This window comes from Saccharopolyspora gregorii (assembly GCF_024734405.1).
Lineage (GTDB): Bacteria > Actinomycetota > Actinomycetes > Mycobacteriales > Pseudonocardiaceae > Saccharopolyspora_C > Saccharopolyspora_C gregorii.
Genome location: NZ_CP059556.1, coordinates 1911863 through 1933191, shown reverse-complemented (window position 1 = coordinate 1933191; position 21329 = coordinate 1911863). Strand labels below are relative to the sequence as shown.

Below are 21329 nucleotides of genomic sequence, written 5' to 3'. Positions count from 1 at the left end.
CGATGCCCGCCCACCACACGATCACCGTTCCGTGCCGGGACATCGCGTTCCGGGACCGCGCCGTGCACCTCGGCCGCATCCGCCGCGGGATCAGCCTCCGGGTTCCGGAAGAGGCGCACGCGATCCTCGACCTGGCGCAGGCCGCGGAGCTGCACCGGGAGCTCGGCGCGGCGATCGACGGCCTTCGCCGCGAAGCGGATGTGGCCGACTCGTGAACGCGCCGACGGACCGCTTCGCGCCTGCACCGCTGGCCTGGATCACCTCGGAGTGGTGTTCGACCTGGCACCTCTGCGGCAGGACGACGCGGGGCACGGTGCTCGTCGCGAGCTGCGGGCATCCGCTGAGCGGGCGGATGTCGCGGGTCTTCGACCGGCCGCCGCCGCTCGACACCCGCCAGGTCTGCCAGGCGTGCGTGGCCGCCACGAGCACACGACCGAGCTCCGTCCGGTTCCCGGTGCTGGAGGACGCGCTCGTGGTGATGGCCGAGCGCCGGTCGTCGCGCGCCACGACGCCGCCGGCGCCCGATCCGCCGATCACCTGGCCGGACACCGACCCGGACGCGCCCGGAACCCGCGCGGATATGCGTCCACTGTGGATCGTGCCGCGCGTCGAACGGCTCTCGACCGCGCGGGCCGCTTGATCCACCCCTGATCGCGGCCTGCCGTCCCGCCTCCCCCGAGCGGTGGCGGGCCGCACGTCCGGCCGGTGCTCGCCCCTCTCCCCGACTCGCGGCGAGCACCGGTCGGACACCCCGAACGCCCGGCTACCAGGCGACAGGCAGCGACTTCAAGCCGTAGACGAAGTGGTACGAGCGGAACTCGATCTCGTCGTCGGGGACGGCGGTGCGCAGCTCCGGGAACGCCCGCAGCAGCGCGGGGAACGCGATGCGCATCTCCATCCGGGCCAGCGGCGCGCCGAGGCAGTGGTGGATGCCGTGGCCGAAGCCGATGTGGTTCGTCGGTTTGCGGGTGATGTCGAGCGCGTCGGGATCGTCGACCAGTTCCGGATCCCGGTTCGCCGCGGGCAGCGCGAACACGACCATCTCCCCAGCGGGGATCACCTGGCCGGCGATCTCCACCTCGGTGGTGGTCACCCGCGGCGTGCCGGAGTGCACGATGCTCAGCCAGCGCATCAGCTCCTCCACCGCGGGCGCCACCCGCTCCGGGTCGTCGCGCACCAGCGCCAGCTGGTCGGGGTGGCGCAGCAGCGCGAGGGTGCCGAGGCCCAGCATGTTGGAGGTCGTCTCGTGCCCGGCGAGCAGCAGCAGGCTCGCGATGCCGGTCAGGTCCGGGGTCTCCAGCTCGTGGCCGTGCTCGCGCACCAGCATGCCGAGCATGTCCTCGCCCGGATCGGCCTGCGCGCGTTCGACGAGTTCGCGCATGTACGCCCGCTGCGCGAGGCTGGCCTGCCGCCGCACGTCCTCGGGCAGCGAGGTGTCCAGGATCGTGCCGGTGCGGGTCTGGAACTCGTCGCGGTCCGCGTAGGGCACGCCCAGCAGTTCGCAGATCACCAGCGAGGGCACCGGCAGCGCGAAGTCGGTGACCAGGTCGCGCGGGGCACCGGCCCGGCGCATCGCGTCCAGGTGCTGGTCGACGATCTCCACGATGCGCGGTTCGAGCCGCCGCATCCGCCGCACCGTGAACTCGGGGGTGAGCATCTTGCGCAGCCGGGTGTGCTCCGGCGGGTCGTAGCCCAGCAGGTTGCCGCGGCGCAGCTCCGCCGCCTCCTCCGGGGACAAGTCGCTGTTCGGCCGCTGCCAGCCGTTGCTGAAGGTCTCCGCATCGCCGAGCAGCGCGCGGACGTCCGCGTGCCGGGTGACCAGCCAGGCGCGGGCGCCGAACGGGGTGGCGACCTGGGTGACGCCGTCGTTCTCGCGGGCCGCGGCGAGGTCGGGAACCGGGTCGAACCCGTTGCGCCGCATGTGCAGGGGCAGGGCGGGAGTGGTGGCCGGGCTGTCCGTCGCAGAGGACATGGGCGCTCCTGGTGTCGGAAGGGGAACCCGACCCACGCTACCTAACCGAGAGTCGACTCTCACTTAATCCACCTGTGAACTTCCTGAGAGCGCATCGCCGGGCCGGCCGGACCCGGCCGGCGGGGCGGGATCAGCAGCCGGCGTCCGCGGACGGCGCTTCCCCCGGCGGGCACGGCAGTTCCGCTCCCCCCGGCCGGCTGCCGTCGAGCAGCAGCGCCAGGTAGCGCCGCCAGCCGCACGATTCGCCGGTGGCGCGCTCCGCCACCCCGGTCGTCGCGGTCGCCAGCACCATCACCACCACGGCGGTGAGGTCGCGCTCCCCCAGTTCCGCGCGCACGCGCCCGTCGCGCTGAGCGCGCCGCAGCACCTCCCCCATCGTCGCCAGGAACCTCGGCAGCACGTCGGACATCGTCACGCCGGTTTCGTGCACCGCGTTCAGCAGCGCCCCGTTGCGCACCACCGTTTCCAGGCTCTCCTCCAGGCCCCGGCGCAGGCCGAGCCACGCGTCGGGTTCGGCCGCGGCCTCGGCGAGCAGCGGTTCGACCTCCTCGGTGAAGTACTGGTCGAACACGGCCGCCACCAGCTCCCGCCGGCCCGCGAACCGGCGGTACAGCGTGGCGAGCCCCACCTCGGCGCGCCGGGCCACGTCCTCCAGCCGGATCGCCGGGCCGCGCTCGGCGAGCTCCGCCCGTGCGGCCGCCAGGATCCGCCGGTGGTTGCGCTGGGCGTCGGAGCGCAACGCGCGCCGCTGCGGGTTCGCGGATCCGGACATGGCCAACAGCATGCCGGACCGCCCCGCACCAGCCGGGACGAGGGCGAACACGTGCACGGCGCGATCACCGGCCCGGTAACCTCACGACCAGCGAACCGGCCGCGCAGGCCGGACCCCCGTACCACTCGTTCGACGGCCGGACGCGACACGCGGCCAGGAAGGAACTCACGTGAGCACGCAGGTGGAAACGGCCGAATTCCAGGCCGAGGCGCAGAAACTGCTGCAGCTGATGGTGCACGCCATCTACTCGAACAAGGACACGTTCCTGCGGGAGCTCATCTCCAACGCCTCCGACGCGCTGGACAAGCTGCGGTTGGCCTCGTACCAGGACAAGGACCTGCAGGTCGACACCGACGACCTGCACATCTCGGTGGAACCGGACCGCGAGCAGCGGACGCTGACGATCCGCGACAACGGCATCGGGATGTCCAAGGACGAGGTGCGCGACCTGATCGGCACCATCGCGAAGTCGGGCACCGCGGAACTGCTGCAGGAGCTCAAGGACACCTCCGACGGCGCCGCCGCGCAGGAGCTGATCGGCCAGTTCGGCCTCGGCTTCTACTCCAGCTTCATGGTCGCCGACAAGGTCGTGCTGCTGACCCGCAAGGCCGGCGAGGACGCGGCGACTCGCTGGGAGTCCAGCGGCGAGGGCACCTACACCATCGAGACCGTCGACGAGGCCCCGCAGGGCACCGCGGTCACGCTGCACCTCAAGGCGGAGGACCAGGAGGACCGGCTGCTCGACTACGCCGACACCCGGACCCTCACGCGGATCATCAAGAAGCACTCCGACTTCATCGCGTGGCCGATCCGGATGGAGGTGGACAAGCCCGGCGCCGAAGGGGAATCCACCACCGAGGTCGAGACGATCAACTCGATGAAGGCGCTCTGGGCCCGCCCCAAGGGCGAGGTCGAGCAGGCCGAGTACGACGAGTTCTACAAGCACATCAGCCACGACTGGAACAACCCGCTGGAGACGATCCACCTGCGGGCCGAGGGCACCTTCGAGTACCAGGCGCTGCTGTTCATCCCCTCGACCGCGCCGTTCGACCTGTTCTCCCGGGACCAGAAGCGCGGCACCCAGCTCTACGTCAAGCGCGTGTTCATCATGGACGACTGCGAAGAGCTGATGCCGGAGTACCTGCGGTTCGTCAAGGGCGTCGTGGACGCGCAGGACCTGTCGCTGAACGTGTCCCGCGAGATCCTGCAGCAGGACCGCCGGATCCAGATGGTGCGCCGCCGTCTGGTGAAGAAGGTCCTCACCACGGTGCAGGAGATCCAGGCGAACGACGCCGAGCGCTACACCACGTTCTGGGACAACTTCGGGCAGGCCGTCAAGGAGGGCATCGTCGGCGACCCGGACAACGCGGAGCTGGTGCTGGACATCTCCTCGTTCGAGTCGACGCACCACGAGAGCGACCGGACGACGCTGCGCCAGTACGTGGAGCGGATGCCGGCGGACCAGGACGTCATCTACTACATCACCGGCAACTCCCGCACCAAGATCGAGAACTCGCCGCACATCGAGGCGTTCCGGGACAAGGGCGTCGAGGTGCTGCTGCTGAGCGACCCGATCGACGAGATGTGGGTCGAGTCGGTGCCGGAGTTCGACGGCAAGCGCTTCCAGTCCATCACCAAGGGGGAGGTCGACCTCGACGAGAAGACCGAGGAGGACTCCCAGCAGCAGGAGGAGTTCGCCGGGGTCCTGTCCTGGCTGGGCGAGGCGCTGTCCGACGACGTGAAGGAGGTGCGGCTGTCCTCGCGGCTCAGCAGCTCCCCCGCGTGCATCGTCGGCGACAACCACGACATGACGCCGACGCTGGAGAAGATGTACCGGGCGATGGGCCAGCAGGTGCCGCGGGTGAAGCGCATCCTGGAGATCAACCCGACGCACCCGCTGGTGACCGGGCTGCGCTCCGCGCACACCGCGGACGGCGAGCGGGCCGACCTGGCCGAGACGGCGCAGCTGCTGTACGGGATGGCGCTGCTCGCCGAGGGCGGTGAGCTCCGCGACCCGGCGAAGTTCACCTCGCTGCTCGCGAACCGCCTGGCGACCACCCTCTGAGCACCGGCCCGCCCGTGAGGTGGGCGGCCCCTTCGACCCGGCGGACCGGGCGAGCGGGCCGTCCACCCCGGGCGGGCGGCGGTCAGACCTTCGCGGACTCGTCGCGGAGTTCGCGCACTTCTCCGCGCAGCGCCTGGACTTCCGCCAGCAGCGCCGCCATAGTGGCGCTCTCGTCCGCGGCGCGCTCCCGGTCCTCCTGGCCCACCTGGGTCTCCATCGCGCTGACGGCGACGGCGATGAACAGGTTGAGCACGGTGAACGTGGTGACGGCGATGTAGGCGACGAAGAAGATCCACGCGATGGGTCGTTCCGCCATCACTTCGCGGGCCACGTCGGACCAGGCCTCCCCGGTCATCACCTGGAACAGGGTGAACAGCGAGGAGCCCAGGTCGCCGAAGTACTCGGGGGCGACGTCGCGGTACAGCGTGGTGGCCAGCACCGAGGAGACGTAGAGGATCAGCGCGAGCAGCGCCGCGATCGAGGCCATGCCGGGCAGCGCCGCCAGCAGCGCGGACACCACGCGGCGCATCGTCGGCACCACCGAGATCAGCCGGAGCGCCCGCAGCACCCGCAGCGCCCGCAGCACGTCGAACGGCCCGGTCGCCGGTGCCAGCGCCACCCCGACGATCACCAGGTCGAAGCAGTTCCACGGGTCGCGGAAGAACCGGGCGCGGTGCACGTAGAGCCGGGCGAGGAGCTCGACGACGAAGATGGCCATCGCGGTGCGGTCGACGACGTGCAGCGGGGCGCCGTAGCGGTCCAGCAGGTGCGGCACCGTCTCCAGGCCGAGCGTGATCGCGTTGACCACGATCACGCCGATGATGAACGCGTGGAACCGGGGCGCTTCGACGACGTTCTCGACGCGCTCGCGCACGCTCATGCTGGTACTCCCGCCGGGCTGACTCCATTTCGGACGGTGATCAACTTAGTGCCCGCCGCGCACGGCCCCCGCCCGGGGGATCACTCAACGTGACACGGCCCCCACTCCCGGCAGCGGGAGCGGGGGCCGGCTACCCGACGAATCTTCGTCCGTTTCCTGTCAGCGGCGAAGCCGATGAGCTGACGACCACCCGATCTACCGGACCACCCGCGGGTTCTCAGCCGCCTTCTCGCGAGGACAGCTTTTTCCCTCGTGGCGGAGCCACTCGGGAAAAAGATCCCGCAGCGAGAAGGCAGCTGAGGTTCCGCCACCCCAGTGCTACGCAACAAGAGTTCGGAGTGCAGCTCAGTCAGAGCGTCGCCGTGTCGATGACGAAGCGGTATCGGACATCGCTGGCCCGCACCCGCTCGTACGCCTCGTTCACCTGGTCCGCGGCGATGACCTCGACCTCGGCGCCGATGCCGTGCTCGGCGCAGAAGTCCAGCATCTCCTGGGTCTCCGGGATGCCGCCGATCATCGATCCGGCCAGCGACTTGTTCCCCGCGATCAGCGAGAAGGCGTTGTAGGACAGCGGGGTTCCGGGCGCGCCGACGTTGACCATCGCGCCACCCGGGCGCAGCAGCGACAGGTAGGCGTCGACCGGGATCTCGGCGGAGACGGTGTTGAGGATGAGGTCGAACCGTCCCTTGAGGACGTCGAAGGTCGCCTCGTCCGAGGTGGCGTGGTAGTCGGACGCGCCGAGCCGCAGCCCGTCCTCCTTCTTCTTGAGGCTCTGGCTGAGCACCGTCACCTCGGCGCCCATCGCGGCCGCGATCTTGACGCCCATGTGCCCGAGCCCGCCGAGACCGACGACGGCGACCTTCTTGCCGGGGCCGGCGTGCCACTGGTTCAGCGGCGAATAGGTGGTGATGCCGGCGCACAGCAGCGGAGCCGCGACGTCGAGCCCGATGCCCTCGGGGATCCGGCAGACGAAGGAGTCCTTGACCACGACCTGCTTGCTGTAGCCGCCGTAGGTGTTCTCGCCGTCGAAGCCGACGCCGTTGTAGGTCTGCACGTTGCCGCGCACGCAGAACTGCTCGGTGCCCGCTCGGCAGGGTTCGCACTCGCCGCAGGAGTCGACCATGCAGCCGACGCCGACCCGGTCGCCGACCCGGTGCGCGGTGACGTCGGAGCCGACGGCGGCGACGGTGCCCGCGATCTCGTGGCCGGGGACCATCGGGAAGATCGCGCTGCCCCACTCCTCGGCGGCCTGGTGCAGGTCGCTGTGGCAGATGCCCGCGTAGGCGATGTCGATGAGGACGTCGTCCGGGCGCAGGTCGCGGCGGTCGATCACGGTGCGTTCCAGGGGTGCGCCGGCGCTCGGTGCGGCCATGGCGGGTGTGGGAGCCACTGCGGCCTCCTGTTCCAGGGTTCGGTGATCATCCGCATTGCGGTATGCGCATGCGTTCCCCTAAAGTAAGAGGCTACTTACATTGCACGCAACCGACATCGTTGTGAGCTGCCTTATGCCGCGCGCCTACCACCACGGCGAGTTGCGGGCCGCCCTGGTCGACGCCGCTCGCGAACTCCTCGCGGAACGCGGCGCGTTCTCGGTAGCCGAGGTCGCCCGCCGCTGCGGGGTGAGCTCCGCCGCCCCCTACCGGCACTTCCCCGACCGCGCCGCGCTGCAGGCCGAGGTCGCGCTCGCCGTGGCCGGCGAGCTGCGCGCTGAGGTCGTCGCCGCGACGGCGGCGCACGAGGACCCGGACCGGCGGCTGGCGGAAGCGGCCGCCGCCTACACCGGGTACTCGATCCGGCACCGGGCCGGGCTGCACGTGGTGTTCGCGGCAGAGCTGAGCGGGGACCGGTTCCCGGAGCTGCGCCGGGCCGCCCGCGAGCTCATCGACGAGTACCTGGCGCTGTGCTTCGCAGCCGCCCCGTCCGCGCAGGACGCGCTGCTGCTGATGGAGCAGCTGCTGACCCAGGCCCACGGCTACGCCACCTTCTACCTGGACGGCGTGCTGTCCCTGCAGGGCTACGACCCGGCCGAGGTGCGGGCGAAGTCCGCGGAGGCCGCCATGACCACCATCCTCGGTGCCCGGCACTCCTGACCCGGAACCGCCGTGGTCCGGTCAGCCCCGCGGCTCCAGGAACTCCGCGGTGCTGCCGCTCATCAGCGCGGTCAGGTAGAACGTCAGCTCCTCGACCGGCTCCGGCCGCCCGTTCCGCAACCAGGTGGCGACGGTGCCGACGAACGCGTGCGAGAGGAACGCGAGCAGGTACTCCGGCGGGCAGTACGCGGCGTCGACCCGCGCCCCCAGCACCGCGAAGTCGTCGGCGAGCAGGCCGCGCAGCGACCGGCGGCAGCGGCGCCGGAAACCGGTGCCCGCGGCGCCGCGGCACAGCAGCGGCAGCAGCTCCGCGTGCTCCTCGACGACCGCGAGGAGCGCCCCGATCCGCAACGTGAGCACCGGGTACAGCCCGGCGTCCCGGCCCGCTTCCCGTTGCGCCGCGCGGAAAGCGGCGCACAGCTCGTCGAGCACCCGCTCGCGCAGCGACGCCACGTAGGCGCCGAGATCCGCGTGGTGCCGGTAGAACGTGGTGCGCCCGACCCGGGCGCGACGCGCCAGCGCGGCGACGGTGATCCGGTCGACGTCGGATTCGGCGCCGAGTTCGATCAGCGCGTCCCGCAACGCGGCCTCCACCCGGCCCGGCCCGCGAACGACGTCCCGCACCGGGCCATGCTCCCACCGGCACCCGGCCCCGCCCGCCCCGGGCGCGACGGTCTCCCCCGCCGCGAGCTGCGAAGCGGAACACCGGGGTGCCGACCTGTTCCGCGGCCGTTCGTCGCCACCCGCGATCGCCGGGACACTGGTCGCCGCACCACCGGAACGCACCGGAGGACGCCGCACCCCCGGTTCCGCGCCCGGTGGCGCCTCCGCCCGTCCCACGGGCGTTCCCCTCGCCCGCCACTGCTCCCCGGAGGACGACCATGACCCACGACGTCGAAGCGGTCCACGACCTCGCACCGGTCGTCGACCGGCTGCCCGGCGAACCCGTCCCCTACTACCTCGCGAGCGGGGAGGGGCGGCGCTACGAGCTGGACGGCGTGCTGTGGACCGTCATCGCCCGCGCCGCCGACACCGGCGGCCTGTTCGACGCCGCCTACGTCAGCGGCGGGCGCGGCGCGGAGGTGCCGTGGCACGCCCACGCCGTCGAGCAGCGCTCGTTCTACGTGTTCGACGGCAGCGTGCAGGTGTGGCTGGGCGAGCGCAGCCGCGTGCTCACCCGCGGCGACTCGCTGCACGTGCCGCCGGGGACACCGCTGGCGCTCCGGATGCTGGCGCACGTGACCCGGCTGCTCACCTGGGCGGCGCCGGGCGGTTCGCTGGAGCTCGTGGAACGGCTCGGCACCCCGGTGCGGCGGCACGTGCACTCCGGCCGCGCCGAGGCCACCACCTCGGCGCCGCAGCGGGCCGAGGCGGGCGCGCCGCTCGGCATCACCTTCCCGGACGCGGCGCGGACGGACGCGCTGGACGAGTGGGACGCGGAGCTGCCGCAGGGCGTGCGGCCGTACTTCCTGCGGCTCGGCGAGGGCGACCGCCGGGAGACCGGGGAGAGCCTGAACACCTACCTGACGCGCGGCGCGAACACCGGCGGCCGGTACTTCGCCATCGACACCCTCGGATCCCGGTCGGAGTACTTCGTCCGGCACTTCCACCGGCTGCACACCGAGAACTTCCTGTGCGTGTCGGGACGCGTCCGGCTGCACGTCAACGGCCGGGAGGTGCTGCTGACCGAAGGGGACTTCGTGCACGCCCCGGCGGGCACCATCCACACCTTCGCGTTCGAAGCGCACAACACCCGGATGCTCGGCATCCTCACCCCCGACGTGTTCGAACCGTTCTTCGACCTCACCGGCCGCCCCACCGAGCTGCACGTGCACCCGGAGCTCCCGGCGGACCTCGCGGTGGACCCGGCGCGGCTGGCCGCGACCGACCTCGACCTCGTGGTCGTCGGACCGCCGCCGGCACGCGGGAGGACGATCGGCGGCTGATCCCGCATCCGGGGGAACCGCGGGGTGCAACGGGGTCGCAACCCTTCCGGGCGCGGTGGCGGTCGGGTTCGCTGAGTTCCGGACGCGCCGTCACCGGCGACGGCGCGCGCTGCTCCGGGAGGTCCGCCCATGTCCCAGACGCTCGGTGAGAACCAGACGACCCGCACTGCTTCGGAAACCCGGCCGGCGCGGCCGGACCAGGCGCGGTGGGAGACGCGGCCACCGGCGGAGAGGTCCGCCGCCCGCGCCCGCGCCGAGGACTGGCTCGCCGAGTTCGAGGCGGCGCTGGCGGCCCGCGACGCGGACCGCGCCGCCGGGCTGTTCGCCACCACCTCGTTCTGGCGCGACCTGGTCGCGTTCACCTGGAACCTCAAGACCGTGGAGGACCGGGACGGCGTCGCCGACCTGGTGCGCGCCACCGCCGAGACCACCGACGCCCGCGGCTTCCACCTCACCGCGGAACCGACCGAGGCCGACGGTGTGGTCGAGGCGTGGCTCGGGTTCGAGACGGCCGCGGGGCGCGGGAAAGGGCACCTGCGGCTCGTCGACGAGGGCGCGTGGACGCTGCTGACGACGCTGCACGAGCTGACCGGCCACGAGGAGCCGAGCGGGCACCGCCGCCCGAAGGGCGCCGAGCACGGCGTCGATCCGGACCGGACCACCTGGCAGGAGGCCAGGGACGCCGAGGCCGCCGAGCTCGGCCGCACCCGCCAGCCGTACGTGGTGGTGGTCGGCGGCGGGCAGGGCGGCATCGCGCTGGGCGCGCGGCTGCGCCAGCTCGGGGTGCCGCACGTGGTGCTCGACGCGCACGCCCGTCCCGGCGACCAGTGGCGCGGCCGGTACAAGTCGCTGTGCCTGCACGACCCGGTCTGGTACGACCACCTGCCGTACCTGGACTTTCCGCGGAACTGGCCGGTGTTCGCGCCCAAGGACAAGATCGCGGACTGGCTGGAGATGTACACCAAGGTCATGGAGATCAACTACTGGTCTTCGTCGACCTGCCGCTCCGCCTCCTACGACGAGCGCACCGGGGAGTGGACGGTGCTGGTGGACCGCGACGGCGAGCGGATCGAGCTGCGCCCGCGGCAGCTGGTGCTCGCCACCGGCGTGTCCGGCAAGCCGAACGTGCCCGAATTCCCCGGCCAGGACCGGTTCCGCGGCGAGCAGCACCACAGCTCGCGGCACCCCGGGCCGGATGCGTACCGGGGGAAGCGGGCCGTGGTGATCGGTTCCAACAACTCGGCGTTCGACATCTGCGGGGCGCTGTGGGAGGTCGGCGCCGACGTGACGATGGTGCAGCGCTCCTCCACGCACATCTCCAAGTCGGATTCGCTGATGGAGCTGTCGCTGGCGCCGCTCTACTCCGAGGAAGCGGTCGAAGCGGGCATCACCACCCAGCAGGCCGACCTGGTGTTCGCCTCCCAGCCGTACCGGATCATGGACCGGTTCCAGCGGCCCGCGTGCGACGCGATGCGGGAACGCGACGCCGACTTCTACGCGCGGCTGGAGGCCGCCGGGTTCCGGCACGACTTCGGCGACGACGATTCCGGGCTGTTCATGAAGTACCTGCGGCGCGGGTCCGGCTACTACATCGACGTCGGCGCGGCCGAACTCGTCGCCGACGGGCGGGTGGCGCTCGCGCACGGGCAGGTCGCGGAGCTCACCGAGGACGCGGTGCTGCTCGCCGACGGCACCGAGCTACCCGCGGACCTCGTCGTCTACGCCACCGGGTACGGCTCGATGAACGGGTGGGCCGCGGACCTGATCAGCCAGGAGGTCGCGGACAAGGTCGGCAAGGTGTGGGGCCTCGGTTCCGGCACCACCAAGGACCCGGGTCCGTGGGAGGGCGAGCAGCGCAACATGTGGAAACCCACGCAGCAGGAGGCGCTGTGGTTCCACGGCGGCAACCTGCACCAGTCCCGGCACTACTCGCTGTACCTGGCGTTGCAGCTCAAGGCGCGGGCCGAGGGGATCCCCACTCCCGTCTACGGGCTGCAGGAGGTGCACCACACCAGGTGAGTCCGGGCCGCTCCCGCGCTCGCACGACCGGGCGCGGGAGCGGCCCCCGCCCGGGATCACCGGGCGAGGCGGCGGACCCCCGGCGCGGTGGAGCGGGACAGCAGCGGCCCGGTGCGGTCCGGCGGCGCGACCTCCACGCCGGGGGCGATCCGGTACGGGCGGGCCAGCACGAGGCCGCCGAGGGACTTGCGCAGCCGGGACACCTCCGCGCGCACGGTCACCAGGTGGGTGCGGTCGCCGTAGAGCGCCTCGGACAGCTGCGCGGCCGAGAGCCCCGCCGGTCCCGCGTGCGCCAGCAGCACCAGCAGCTCCGCGTGCCGCACCGGCAGCGGGTGCACCCAGCTGCCGGTGCCCTCCACAACAGCGCGCGGCGGGGACGAACCGAGGTCCAGCGCGAGCCGCATCCGCGGCGCGGGTTCCGGGCGCAGCAGCCAGCCGCCCGGCACCGGTTCCGGCAGGCAGTGGCCGACGCCGTGCACCGCGACCGGTACCCCGGACCGCGGCGCCCCCACCCGGTCCGGCCCGGCCATGCCGGTGGCCGCGGCGACCCAGCCGTGCTCGTCCACCACCAGGCCCGGCCCGCGCAGACCGGCCAGCAGCGGCCCGGCCACCTGCCGCAGCGAGTCGAGCCCGCGCGCGTGCTCCCGGCGCAGACCCGCTTCCGCGACCTTCACCGCGGTGCCGACCAGCGCCACCGTCAACGGGTGCACGGTCTCCACCGGGCCGCTGACGTCCACGATGCCGAGCAGGTCCCCGGTGCGCGGGTCGTGCAGCGGGGCGGCGGTGCAGGTCCACACGTGGTGGGCGCGCAGGAAGTGCTCCGCGGCGAACATCTGCACCGCAGCGCCCTCGGCGAGCGCGGTGCCGATCGCGTTGCCGCCGACCACGTCCTCCGACCAGCGCGCGCCTTCGGCGAAGCCGATCCGGTCGGCGCGGTGCCGGACCAGGTTCGCGCCCTCGCGCCACAGCACCACGCCGTCGGCGTCGGTCACCACCATCACGTGCCGGGAGTCCTCGGCGACCGCGGTGAGCGCGGCCCGCAGCTCCGGCAGCACCGGCCGCAGCCCGCTGCGCTCGCGGCGGCGCTGCACCTCGGCCGCGTCCGCCGGATCGGGCGGGAACAGCAGGTCCGGGTCCACGCCCTGGGCGCGGGCACGCCGCCACGAGCGGGCCACCAGCGCACGCGGCTGCGCCGGGGCGCGCCCTCCGGAGAACAGGGCGTCGTGCACCTGCGCGAGCGTCCGGGCCCGTTCGCGCACCGATCGCGCGTCGTCCACCGCCACCTCCCGCCGCCGGGTGTGGCCCACACCATAACCACGCCGCACCCGGGGGACGGAAGACCGCGACGGCTTATCAGCATGTGACAACGAGGGTTGGCGGGCGCGGTGCGCGCGGGCCACGATTCGGCCGCGCCGAATCCGGCGCGTCTCCACCGAACCCGCAGGGAGCCGAGCCAGTGATCTTCATCGTCGTCAAGTTCCACGTGCGGCCCGACCACGCCGACCAGTGGCTCTCGCTGGTCGACGAGTTCACCCGGGCGACCCGGAACGAGCCGGGCAACCTGTTCTTCGACTGGGCCCGCAGCGTCGACGACCCGAACGAGTTCGTGCTCACCGAAGGCTTCGCCTCGCAGGAGGCCGGCGTCGAGCACGTGCAGTCCGCGCACTTCCAGGCCGCGCTGGAACGCATGTCCGAGGCCATCTCCGCGACCCCGGACATCATCAACGTCGAGGTCCCCGGCGACGGATGGTCCAAGATGGGCGAACTCGCCCCGAAGAACTGAAAGGCTGCGTCTTCTCCCGCTGCGTAGTGCTCGGGTGGCGGAACCTCAGCGGTTCCCCCGCTGCGGGATCGATTGCGCAGGTGGCTCCGCCACATGCGCAATCGCTGTCCTCGCGGGGGAACCGCTGAGAACCCGCGGCGGTGCGGGTTGCCCGCATGGTCGTCAGCTCAGCGGCTTCGCCGCTGACAGGACGACGGACCGGACCGGCCACGCGGGTTCCGAGACACCTGGTCAGGTGGACAGGGTGTCCACCAGGTCTCCGACCTCGTGGTGCGGCAGCGCCTTGGCGACGTCGCCGAGCGACACCATGCCGACGAGCCGCTGCCCGTCGATCACCGGCACCCGGCGCACCTGGTGGTCCTTCATGGTCGCGAGCACCTCCTCCGCGGAGTCGTCGGCGCCCGCGGTGATCGCCTCGGCCTGGTTCAGGTCCCCGGCGGGGAAGGTCCCGGCGTCGCGGCCCTTGCCGACCACCTTGACGACCAGGTCCCGGTCGGTGATCACTCCCTTGATCTTCTCGTCCGGCCCGCAGATGGGCAGCGCCCCGACGCCGAGGTCGGTCATCTTGCGCGCCGCGTCCGCGGCGGTCTGATCGGTGTTCACGCATTCGGCGCCCGCGGTCATCATCTCCCGTGCGGTCGTCATGGTGCTGCGCCTCCTCCCGTTCGGAAATCGCGATCAGCCCCCGGCTACCCGGCGAGCTCCGCGCGCAATCATCCGATCGTGGAACCGCCGGCCGGGCTTGGGGTTTCTCCTAATCTTTCCCGGGTAGGAATGGTCGCGACCCGGCCTGCCGCGCCAGCGGATCGCCGGCAGCACCGCCGTGAGGAGATCCCGATGGCGCCCTCCGCCGGAACGGGCTTGCTGCGCAAGCCGGACACGACCCTGCCGCACCGGTTGGCGCGCTCGGCGCGCGCCGAGCGGGACGCGCTGCACTCCACCGAGGAGCTGTTGGCCTGGGTGCGGGAGCGCGGCGCCGCGCAGCTGCACGACGTGCGGCGGATCCCGTTCGCGGAGCTGGACAAGTGGCGCTTCGACGACGCCACCGGCGACCTCGGGCACACCAGCGGCAAGTTCTTCAGCGTGCAGGGGCTGCGCGTGTCCAGCGACCACGGCCCGGTGCGCTCCTGGACGCAGCCGATCATCAACCAGCCGGAGATCGGCATCCTCGGCATCCTGCTGCGCGAGATCGACGGGGTGCTGCACTGCCTGATGCAGGCGAAGACCGAACCCGGCAACGTGAACGGGGTGCAGCTGTCCCCCACCGTGCAGGCCACCCGCAGCAACTACACGCGGGTGCACGAGGGCGGCGCGGTGCCGTACCTGGAGCACTTCCGCGACGCCGCGGGTCAGCAGGTGCTCAGCGACGTGCTGCAGTCCGAGCAGGGCTCGTGGTTCTTCCGCAAGCGCAACCGGAACATGCTGGTGGAGGTGCGCGAACCGGTCGCGGAGCACGAGGACTTCCGCTGGGTGACGATCGGCCAGCTGCACCGGCTGCTGGCGGTGGACGACCTGGTGAACATGGACGCCCGCACCGTGCTGTCCTGCCTCCCCGGCGGGTTCGAGGGGTCCGAAGTGGACGGTTCGGACCTGGCGGGCGCGCTGGCGCGGTCCCGGGATCCGCGCTCGGGCACCTTGCACACCACCGCCGAGGTGCGCAGCTGGATCACCTCCCGGCAGGCCGAGCACCAGGTCCGGGCCTCGCTGATCCCGCTGCACGCGGTGCGCGGCTGGCGGCGCACCGACGCGGAGATCCGGCACGAGCTCGGCACCTTCTTCACCGTGCTGGCCGTGGACGTGCGCAGCAACAGCCGCGAGGTCGGCGGCTGGACCCAGCCGCTGCTGCACCCGCACGGCACCGGAGTGGTGGCGCTGCTGGTGAAGCGGGTCGACGGGGTGCTGCACGCGCTGCTGAACGCCCGCGTCGAACCCGGCTACCTGGACGTGGTGGAGCTGGCGCCGACCGTGCAGTGCACCCCCGAGAACTACGCCGGTCTCGGCGTCGACTACCGGCCGCCGCACCTGGACGTGGTGCTGAGCAGGCGGCCCGAGCAGGTGCTGTTCGACACCGAGCTGTCCGAGGAGGGCGGCCGGTTCTACCAGGCCCGCAACCGGTACCAGATCATCGAGGTGGACGCGGACTTCCCCGACTCGGACCTGCCGGACTTCCGGTGGCTGGCGCTGCGCCAGCTGACCGGGCTGCTGGAGCACAGCCACTACGTGAACGTGCAGGCCCGCAGCCTCATCGCCTGCCTGCGGGGCCTGCGGTGAGCCGGCGGGTGCGGCTCGGCGTGCTGGGCTGCTCGGCGATCGCGCGGCGCCGCACGCTGCCCGCCGCCGCCGAGATCCCCGAGCTGGAGATCACCGCGGTCGCCAGCAGGGACGCGGCGAAGGCGGCCGAGTTCGCGGACCGCTTCGGCGGCACCGCCACCACCGGCTACGCGGCGCTGCTGGACGATCCCGAGGTCGATGCCGTCTACCTGTCGCTGCCGACCGCGCTGCACCACGAGTGGGCGCTGCGGGCGCTGCGCGCCGGGAAGCACGTGCTGTGCGAGAAACCGCTCACCGACCGCGCCGACCGCACCCGGGAGCTGACCGCGCTGGCGCGGGAGCGGAACCTGGTGCTGCGGGAGAACTTCGCGTTCCTGCACCACCCGCAGCACCGGACCGTCGCCGATCTCGTCGCGGACGGGCGGATCGGGGCGCTGCGCACGTTCACCGCGACCTTCGGGATCCCGCCGCTGCCGGACTCCGACATCCGCTACGACGCGGCGCTCGGCGGCGGTGCCCTGCTCGACGTCGGGGTCTACCCGATCCGGGCGGCGCAGCTGCTGCTCGGTCCGGGCCTGGCGCTGTCCGGCGCGGTGCTGCGGATGGACGAGCGGCGCGGTGTGGACCTGGCCGGGCACGCGCTGCTCGTGTCGCCGGACGGCGTGTTCGCCGACCTGGAGTTCGGCTTCCAGCACGGTTACCGGTCCCGCTACGGGCTGTGGGGCGCGACGGGCGCGCTGGGGCTGGACCGCGCGTTCACCCCGCCCGCCGAGCACCCGCCGCTGCTGCGCGTCGACGAGCAGGACCACGCCGAGGAGTTCGTGCTCGTCCCCGCCCACCAGTTCCGCGACTCGATCGCCGCGTTCGCCCGCGCCGTGCTGGACCGCGCGCCGGACGAACCGGCGTGGCTGGACGCGGCCGAGGAGACCGCGCGGCTGGTGGAGCAGGTGCGGGCCGCCGCGGTGCGGGTGCCCGCCTGATGGAGGTCGTCGGCAGCGGTTTCCTCGCCCGGCACTGCACCGCGCGGCTCGGCGCGGCGCACCCGGAGGTGGTGCTGATCGCCGCCGGGGTGTCCACCACGGCCGCCGCGGACACCGCCGAGTTCGACCGGGAGGCGGCGCTGGTCGGCGAGGTGCTGCGGCGCTGCCGGGCGGACGGGCGGACCGCGGTGTTCCTGTCCACGTCCTCGGCGGCGATCTACGGCGCCGACGGGACGCCGGGGCGCGAGGACGGCCCGGTGTTCCCGCTGAACGCCTACGGCAGGCACAAGCTGGCGCTGGAGCGGGTGTGCGAGCTCTCCGGCGCGCGGTTCCTGGTGCTGCGGCTGACCCACCTGGTCGGGGACGGGCAGCAGCCCGCGCAGCTGCTGCCGTCGCTGGTGCGCGGCGTGCTGGACGGGGTGGTGACGGTGCACCCCGAGGCGCACCGCGACCTGCTGGACGTGCGGCACGTGCCGCCGGTGCTCGACGCGCTGTGCGCGGCGGGCGTGCGCGACGAGGTGGTGAACGTGGCCTCCGGGGTGCCGATCCCGGTGCCGGCCGTGGTGGCGGCGCTGCGGCGGCGGCTGGACGCCGACCCCGAGGTGCGGGCGCTGTCGCGCCCACCGCAGCTGACCCGGGTGGACCTGGCGAAGCTGCACCGGCTGGTGCCCGCGTTCGCCGAGCACGACTTCGGCCCCGGCTACCTGGACGACCTCCTGGACCGGTACCTGCACTCCTACCTACTGACGTCCACAGTGGACTTTCACTCCGGTTGATCGCCGCCGATCCGGCGGAACTCGTGACGCAGGAAACCGCGCGGCGAGGCCGTGCCCTCTTCCGGTCGGCGGCGACGCCGCTGAGCGGAGACCACGCACGCCCGCGGTTTCTCAGCGATTTCCCCGCGAGGACGGCGTTGTCGCCTGTGGCGGAGCCACCGGTGCACTCGATCCCGCGGCGAGGAAAGCGCTGAGGTCCCCCCGAAGGGGCGGAACCTCATCCCCCCGCGACGAGATCCCGAAGCGCGAGGACCGCTTCGGCCGGGGCGGGTAGTTCGTTCGCCGAGGAGGCCACTTCCGCGGCCGACCCGGTGAACGCCGGTTCGGTGAGCAGGCGGTGCAGCGCTCCGCCGATGCCCTCGGCGTCGGCCTCCCAGTTCGGGATGTCCAGCCCCGCCCCGGAACCGGTGATCCGCCGGGCCATCAGCGTCTGGTCGAACCCGCACGGCAGCGCCAGCTGCGGCACCCCCGCCACCACCGAGGTCATCGTCGCTCCCCCGCCGCCGTAGTGCACCACCGCGTCGCACCCGGGCAGCGCCAGGCTCAGCGGCAGGTCGGTCCGCACGTGCACCGACTCCGGCAGCGGCCCGCACTCGCGCGCGTCCGCGGGCGAGGCCAGCAGCAGCACCTCGCAACCCAGCCCGGTCGCGGCCGCCACCACCTGCGGCATCTTGTTCACCGTCGCGCCGAACGTGCGGGTCGCCGACCGGCCCCACACCACGCACACCCGCGGCCGGCCGCCGCGCGGCGGCACGTCCAGCGGCGCCGAGCCGGGGCCGTTGTACGGGACGTAGCGCGACGGGATGCGGGGTTCGGGCCCGTTCGGGCGGAGCTGCGCCGGGCACGGGTCCAGCACGTGGTCCACGTGGTGGAAACCCATCTCGCCGACGCCGTAGCGGGCGAAGGCGCCGCTGGTGTCCACCGGCACCGCGGGTTCCGGTGCACCGCCGCCGACGGGGCTGTAGTCGTCGCCGGTGCCGACCGGTCCCCACAGCTGCAGGACGTCGGGCACCCCGGTCACCTTCGCGACCAGCGGGCCCTCCACGCTCATCAGGTCGTGCACGACCAGGTCGGGGCGCCAGTCCCGGGCGTAGGAGACGGCGGCGTCGGTGCTGCGGGTGGCGTGCTCCAGCAGCACCGGCCGCAGCTCCTCGTGCCAGGCGCCGAAGTCGAAGGACGCCAGGTCCAGCGGTTCGCCCGTCCGCGGGTGCAGCGGCGGCGCCGGGTACGGCCAGTTCCCCCGGTGCGCGCCGAGCAGGTTGATCAGCCGCGCGCCGAGCAGCAGGTCGAGCCCGCGCAACACCGGGACCGGGGTCAGACCCGCCCGCGACACCGGGTCCACTTCGGACTCCGCGCACAGCACCCGCACGTCGTGGCCCGCGGCGCGCAGCGCCCAGCCCAGCGGGACCAGCGGGAAGTAGTGCCCCGGCCAGGCGGACACCGCGAACAGCACTCGCATGCGCGTTTCCCTTTCGCTCGACGGGCGCCGCCAAGCTACGTTGCGGCCCGGTGGGCGAATCCCTAGAGATGGCGCGGAATCCGACCCGCCGGAGCCCGGGGCGCGGCCTGTTCTAGTCGTCGCACGAGTGTTTCGGTGCTAGCCGTTGGCCCGGCGTGGACCGGTACCGCATGCTCGGCTCGCGGATCCTGGGGAGACGCGAGCACGTCCCCCGGGGCACACGACGAACCAGTTGCGGGGGAGCCACGCATGACCGTGCTGCCAACGGCACCCGGCGAGCGGCCCGACCGCGGTGCCGTCGGCGCCGGGACTCCGATGATCGAGGCGATCGGCGTCGGCAAGTCCTTCGGCGCGGTGCCCGCGCTGGATTCGGTGACGTTGAGCGTGCCGCGCGGCTCGGTCCTCGGCCTGCTCGGGCACAACGGCGCGGGCAAGACGACGCTGGTGAACGTGCTGACCGCGATGCTGCCCGCGACGTCCGGGGTGGCCAGGGTCGCTGGCTTCGACGTCGCCGAGCAGCCGCGGGAGGTGCGCAAGCGCATCGGCCTCACCGGCCAGTTCGCCTCGGTGGACGAGCAGATGAGCGGCCGGGACAACCTCGTGATGCTGGCCCGGCTGCTCGGCGCCGACGGAGGCCGTGCCCGCGCGCGGGCCGCGGAACTGCTGGAGGCCTTCGACCTCACCGACGCCGCGAGCCGCCGGGCGGGCACCTACTCCGGCGGGATGCGGCGGCGCCTGGACCTGGCGGCCTGCCTCGTCGGGAACCCCGAAGTGATCTTCCTGGACGAGCCGACGACCGGACTGGACCCGTCGAGCCGGATGGCGATGTGGGACATCGTGGAACGCCTCGTCGCGGAGGGCACCACGGTGCTGCTGACCACCCAGTACCTCGACGAGGCGGACCGGCTCGCCGACACCATCACCGTGCTCTCCGCCGGAACCGTCGTCGCCTCCGGGTCGGCCGCGGAGCTCAAGGCGCAGGTCGGCACGCGCACCGTCACCGTCGTGCTCGGCCCCGGTTCCACCGCGGAGACCGGCTGCGCGGCGCTGCGGCGCGCCGGTTTCGCCCCGTCGGTCGCGCAGGACGGCGCCGCCGTCGTCACGCCGATCGAGGAGTCCCGGGAGACGGCCGCGGTGGTCCGGGTCCTCGACGAAGCCGGGATCGAGGCGGCCGAGCTGGCCTTCGGCGAACCGACCTTGGACGACGTGTACCTGGCGCTCGCCCGGCACGCGCGCGACGCGCCCCCCTCCCCGACCGCTGTGGAGCGAGCATGACCACCACGATCACCGGCTGCGCACCGCACCGCTGGAACGGCAGTTCCGCGGTCACCCAGGTGGTGGTGCTGACCGGCCGTTCGCTGCGCGCGTTCCTCACCGATCCCGGGCTGGTGCTGGTCGGGCTGATCCAGCCGGTGATGACGCTGTTCGTGTTCACCCAGATCTTCGGGAACCTGCCGCTGGCCGACGGGCTGCCGCCCGGCACCGAGTACCTGGACTTCCTGATGCCCGCGGTGCTGGTGAACCACGTGGTGCAGACGTCCTCGCAGACCGGGGTCGGGCTGGTGGAGGACCTGCGCAACGGCATCGTGGCGCGGCTGCGGTCGCTGCCGATCATGCCGAGTTCGCTGCTGCTGGCGCGCAGCACCTCCGACTTCGTGCGCACCGCGGTGCAGCTGGTGATGATCCTGGCGCTGGCCGTCGGGCTGCTCGGCTACGCGCCGCGCGGCGGGCTCGTCGGCATGGTGCTGTCCGCGCTGCTGACGCTGGCCGTGGGCAGCGCGTTGAGCTGGGCGTTCCTCGCGATGGGCGCCTGCATGCGGCGCACCGAGCCGATGCAGAACATCAGCGTGCTGGTGATGGTGCCGCTGATGTTCATCTCCAGCGCGTTCGTGCCGATCGAGCAGCTGCCGGACTGGCTGGAGGTCGTGGCGCGGTTGAACCCGCTCACCTACGCGGTGGACGCCTCCCGCGCGGTGGCGCTGGACCTGGCCGACGGCGGACAGCTGGTGGTGCCGTCGCTGCTGATCAGCGTCCTGGTCACCCTCGCCAGCGCCGCCATCGCGGTCCGCGGCTTCCGCCGCCCGCTCTGATCCGGGGGCCGGCGATCCGGCCCGACCCGGATTCCGGTTCGGCGAGCCTCGGCACCGCATTCCCCGGCACGACACCGGATTCCCGGGCACGGCACCGGACGATGCTGCGCCATACCAGCGGACGGCCACCGCCGATCTCCGGCTCCGAGCGGAAACGTCACCGTCACGCTTCCGAGTGCTCGTAGATCCGCCCTATGCGAAGCTCCAAGACCCGCGCAGGCCAAAC

At 72.7% G+C, this 21329-nt stretch carries 20 protein-coding genes; 12 read left to right on the top strand and 8 right to left on the bottom strand.

Translation table 11 applies throughout. The features are described 5' to 3' along the window. The first annotated feature begins 2 nt into the window (after positions 1–2). Positions 3–215, top strand: a complete 213-nt coding sequence (locus tag H1226_RS08225; protein ID WP_258348187.1) for a hypothetical protein — start codon at positions 3–5, stop codon at positions 213–215. Continuing rightward, positions 212–640 (top strand): hypothetical protein, encoded by a 429-nt coding sequence (locus H1226_RS08220; protein ID WP_258348185.1) that lies wholly within the window; start codon positions 212–214, stop codon positions 638–640. The genes H1226_RS08225 and H1226_RS08220 overlap by 4 nt, the downstream gene beginning before the upstream one ends. 123 nt (positions 641–763) lie before the next feature. Here H1226_RS08220 and H1226_RS08215 read toward each other — a convergent pair whose 3' ends face one another. Then, positions 764–1972 (bottom strand): cytochrome P450, encoded by a 1209-nt coding sequence (locus tag H1226_RS08215; RefSeq protein WP_258348184.1) that lies wholly within the window; start codon positions 1970–1972, stop codon positions 764–766. Positions 1973–2102: 130 nt separating this feature from the next. Continuing rightward, positions 2103–2744, bottom strand: a complete 642-nt coding sequence (locus H1226_RS08210) for a TetR/AcrR family transcriptional regulator (RefSeq protein WP_224962987.1) — start codon at positions 2742–2744, stop codon at positions 2103–2105. A gap of 169 nt (positions 2745–2913) precedes the next feature. Here H1226_RS08210 and htpG point away from each other — a divergent pair, with 169 nt between their 5' ends. Then, positions 2914–4809 carry a molecular chaperone HtpG gene (htpG, locus tag H1226_RS08205; RefSeq protein ID WP_258348183.1) on the top strand — a complete coding sequence of 632 codons (1896 nt, stop codon included), beginning with the start codon at positions 2914–2916 and terminating at the stop codon, positions 4807–4809. Between the two features lie 82 nt (positions 4810–4891). On the opposite strand, the gene H1226_RS08200 is transcribed toward htpG, so the two are convergent. Then, entirely contained in the window at positions 4892–5689 is a 798-nt protein-coding gene (locus H1226_RS08200) for an ion transporter (protein WP_258348182.1), read from the bottom strand. Positions 5690–6038: 349 nt separating this feature from the next. Beyond that, a complete protein-coding gene (locus tag H1226_RS08195; RefSeq protein WP_258349371.1) occupies positions 6039–7061 on the bottom strand; it encodes an NAD(P)-dependent alcohol dehydrogenase in 1023 nt (340 codons plus the stop codon). A gap of 133 nt (positions 7062–7194) precedes the next feature. On the opposite strand from H1226_RS08195, the gene H1226_RS08190 reads away from it, so the two are divergent. Continuing rightward, the gene (locus H1226_RS08190; protein ID WP_258348181.1) at positions 7195–7779 is read left to right on the top strand and encodes a TetR/AcrR family transcriptional regulator; all 585 of its coding nucleotides are present in this window, start codon (positions 7195–7197) and stop codon (positions 7777–7779) included. A gap of 21 nt (positions 7780–7800) precedes the next feature. On the opposite strand, the gene H1226_RS08185 is transcribed toward H1226_RS08190, so the two are convergent. Next, positions 7801–8403: a TetR/AcrR family transcriptional regulator gene (locus tag H1226_RS08185; RefSeq protein ID WP_258348179.1), complete on the bottom strand. Its 603-nt coding sequence runs from the start codon at positions 8401–8403 to the stop codon at positions 7801–7803. A gap of 257 nt (positions 8404–8660) precedes the next feature. Here H1226_RS08185 and H1226_RS08180 point away from each other — a divergent pair, with 257 nt between their 5' ends. Beyond that, the gene (locus tag H1226_RS08180) at positions 8661–9725 is read left to right on the top strand and encodes a quercetin 2,3-dioxygenase (RefSeq protein ID WP_258348177.1); all 1065 of its coding nucleotides are present in this window, start codon (positions 8661–8663) and stop codon (positions 9723–9725) included. A gap of 129 nt (positions 9726–9854) precedes the next feature. Beyond that, the gene (locus H1226_RS08175) at positions 9855–11744 is read left to right on the top strand and encodes a flavin-containing monooxygenase (protein WP_258348174.1); all 1890 of its coding nucleotides are present in this window, start codon (positions 9855–9857) and stop codon (positions 11742–11744) included. Between the two features lie 56 nt (positions 11745–11800). Here the strand turns inward: H1226_RS08175 and H1226_RS08170 are convergent, their stop codons facing one another. Further along, complete coding sequence (locus tag H1226_RS08170) at positions 11801–13021, bottom strand: helix-turn-helix domain-containing protein (protein ID WP_224978057.1); 1221 nt, start codon at positions 13019–13021, stop codon at positions 11801–11803. 179 nt (positions 13022–13200) lie between these two features. Between H1226_RS08170 and H1226_RS08165 the strand changes: the two genes are divergently transcribed. Next, a complete protein-coding gene (locus H1226_RS08165; RefSeq protein ID WP_224963079.1) occupies positions 13201–13527 on the top strand; it encodes a putative quinol monooxygenase in 327 nt (108 codons plus the stop codon). A gap of 231 nt (positions 13528–13758) precedes the next feature. Here the strand turns inward: H1226_RS08165 and H1226_RS08160 are convergent, their stop codons facing one another. Next, entirely contained in the window at positions 13759–14172 is a 414-nt protein-coding gene (locus H1226_RS08160) for a CBS domain-containing protein (protein ID WP_258348173.1), read from the bottom strand. Positions 14173–14364: 192 nt separating this feature from the next. Between H1226_RS08160 and H1226_RS08155 the strand changes: the two genes are divergently transcribed. Genes H1226_RS08155 through H1226_RS08145 form a run of 3 tightly spaced genes read left to right on the top strand, consistent with a single transcriptional unit; the run spans position 14365 to position 17554 of the window. Further along, on the top strand, positions 14365–15798 hold the full coding sequence (locus H1226_RS08155) for an NDP-hexose 2,3-dehydratase family protein (protein ID WP_258348172.1): 1434 nt from the start codon (positions 14365–14367) through the stop codon (positions 15796–15798). Further along, positions 15795–16778, top strand: a complete 984-nt coding sequence (locus H1226_RS08150; protein WP_258348171.1) for a Gfo/Idh/MocA family protein — start codon at positions 15795–15797, stop codon at positions 16776–16778. The genes H1226_RS08155 and H1226_RS08150 overlap by 4 nt, the downstream gene beginning before the upstream one ends. Then, positions 16778–17554, top strand: a complete 777-nt coding sequence (locus tag H1226_RS08145; RefSeq protein WP_258348170.1) for an NAD-dependent epimerase/dehydratase family protein — start codon at positions 16778–16780, stop codon at positions 17552–17554. The genes H1226_RS08150 and H1226_RS08145 overlap by 1 nt, the downstream gene beginning before the upstream one ends. A gap of 217 nt (positions 17555–17771) precedes the next feature. On the opposite strand, the gene H1226_RS08140 is transcribed toward H1226_RS08145, so the two are convergent. After that, the gene (locus tag H1226_RS08140; protein ID WP_258348169.1) at positions 17772–19013 is read right to left on the bottom strand and encodes a nucleotide disphospho-sugar-binding domain-containing protein; all 1242 of its coding nucleotides are present in this window, start codon (positions 19011–19013) and stop codon (positions 17772–17774) included. Between the two features lie 249 nt (positions 19014–19262). Between H1226_RS08140 and H1226_RS08135 the strand changes: the two genes are divergently transcribed. Both H1226_RS08135 and H1226_RS08130 read left to right on the top strand, forming a co-directional pair. Beyond that, positions 19263–20288, top strand: a complete 1026-nt coding sequence (locus tag H1226_RS08135; protein WP_309148793.1) for an ATP-binding cassette domain-containing protein — start codon at positions 19263–19265, stop codon at positions 20286–20288. After that, a complete protein-coding gene (locus tag H1226_RS08130) occupies positions 20285–21103 on the top strand; it encodes an ABC transporter permease (protein WP_258348168.1) in 819 nt (272 codons plus the stop codon). The genes H1226_RS08135 and H1226_RS08130 overlap by 4 nt, the downstream gene beginning before the upstream one ends. Positions 21104–21329: the final 226 nt, after the last annotated feature.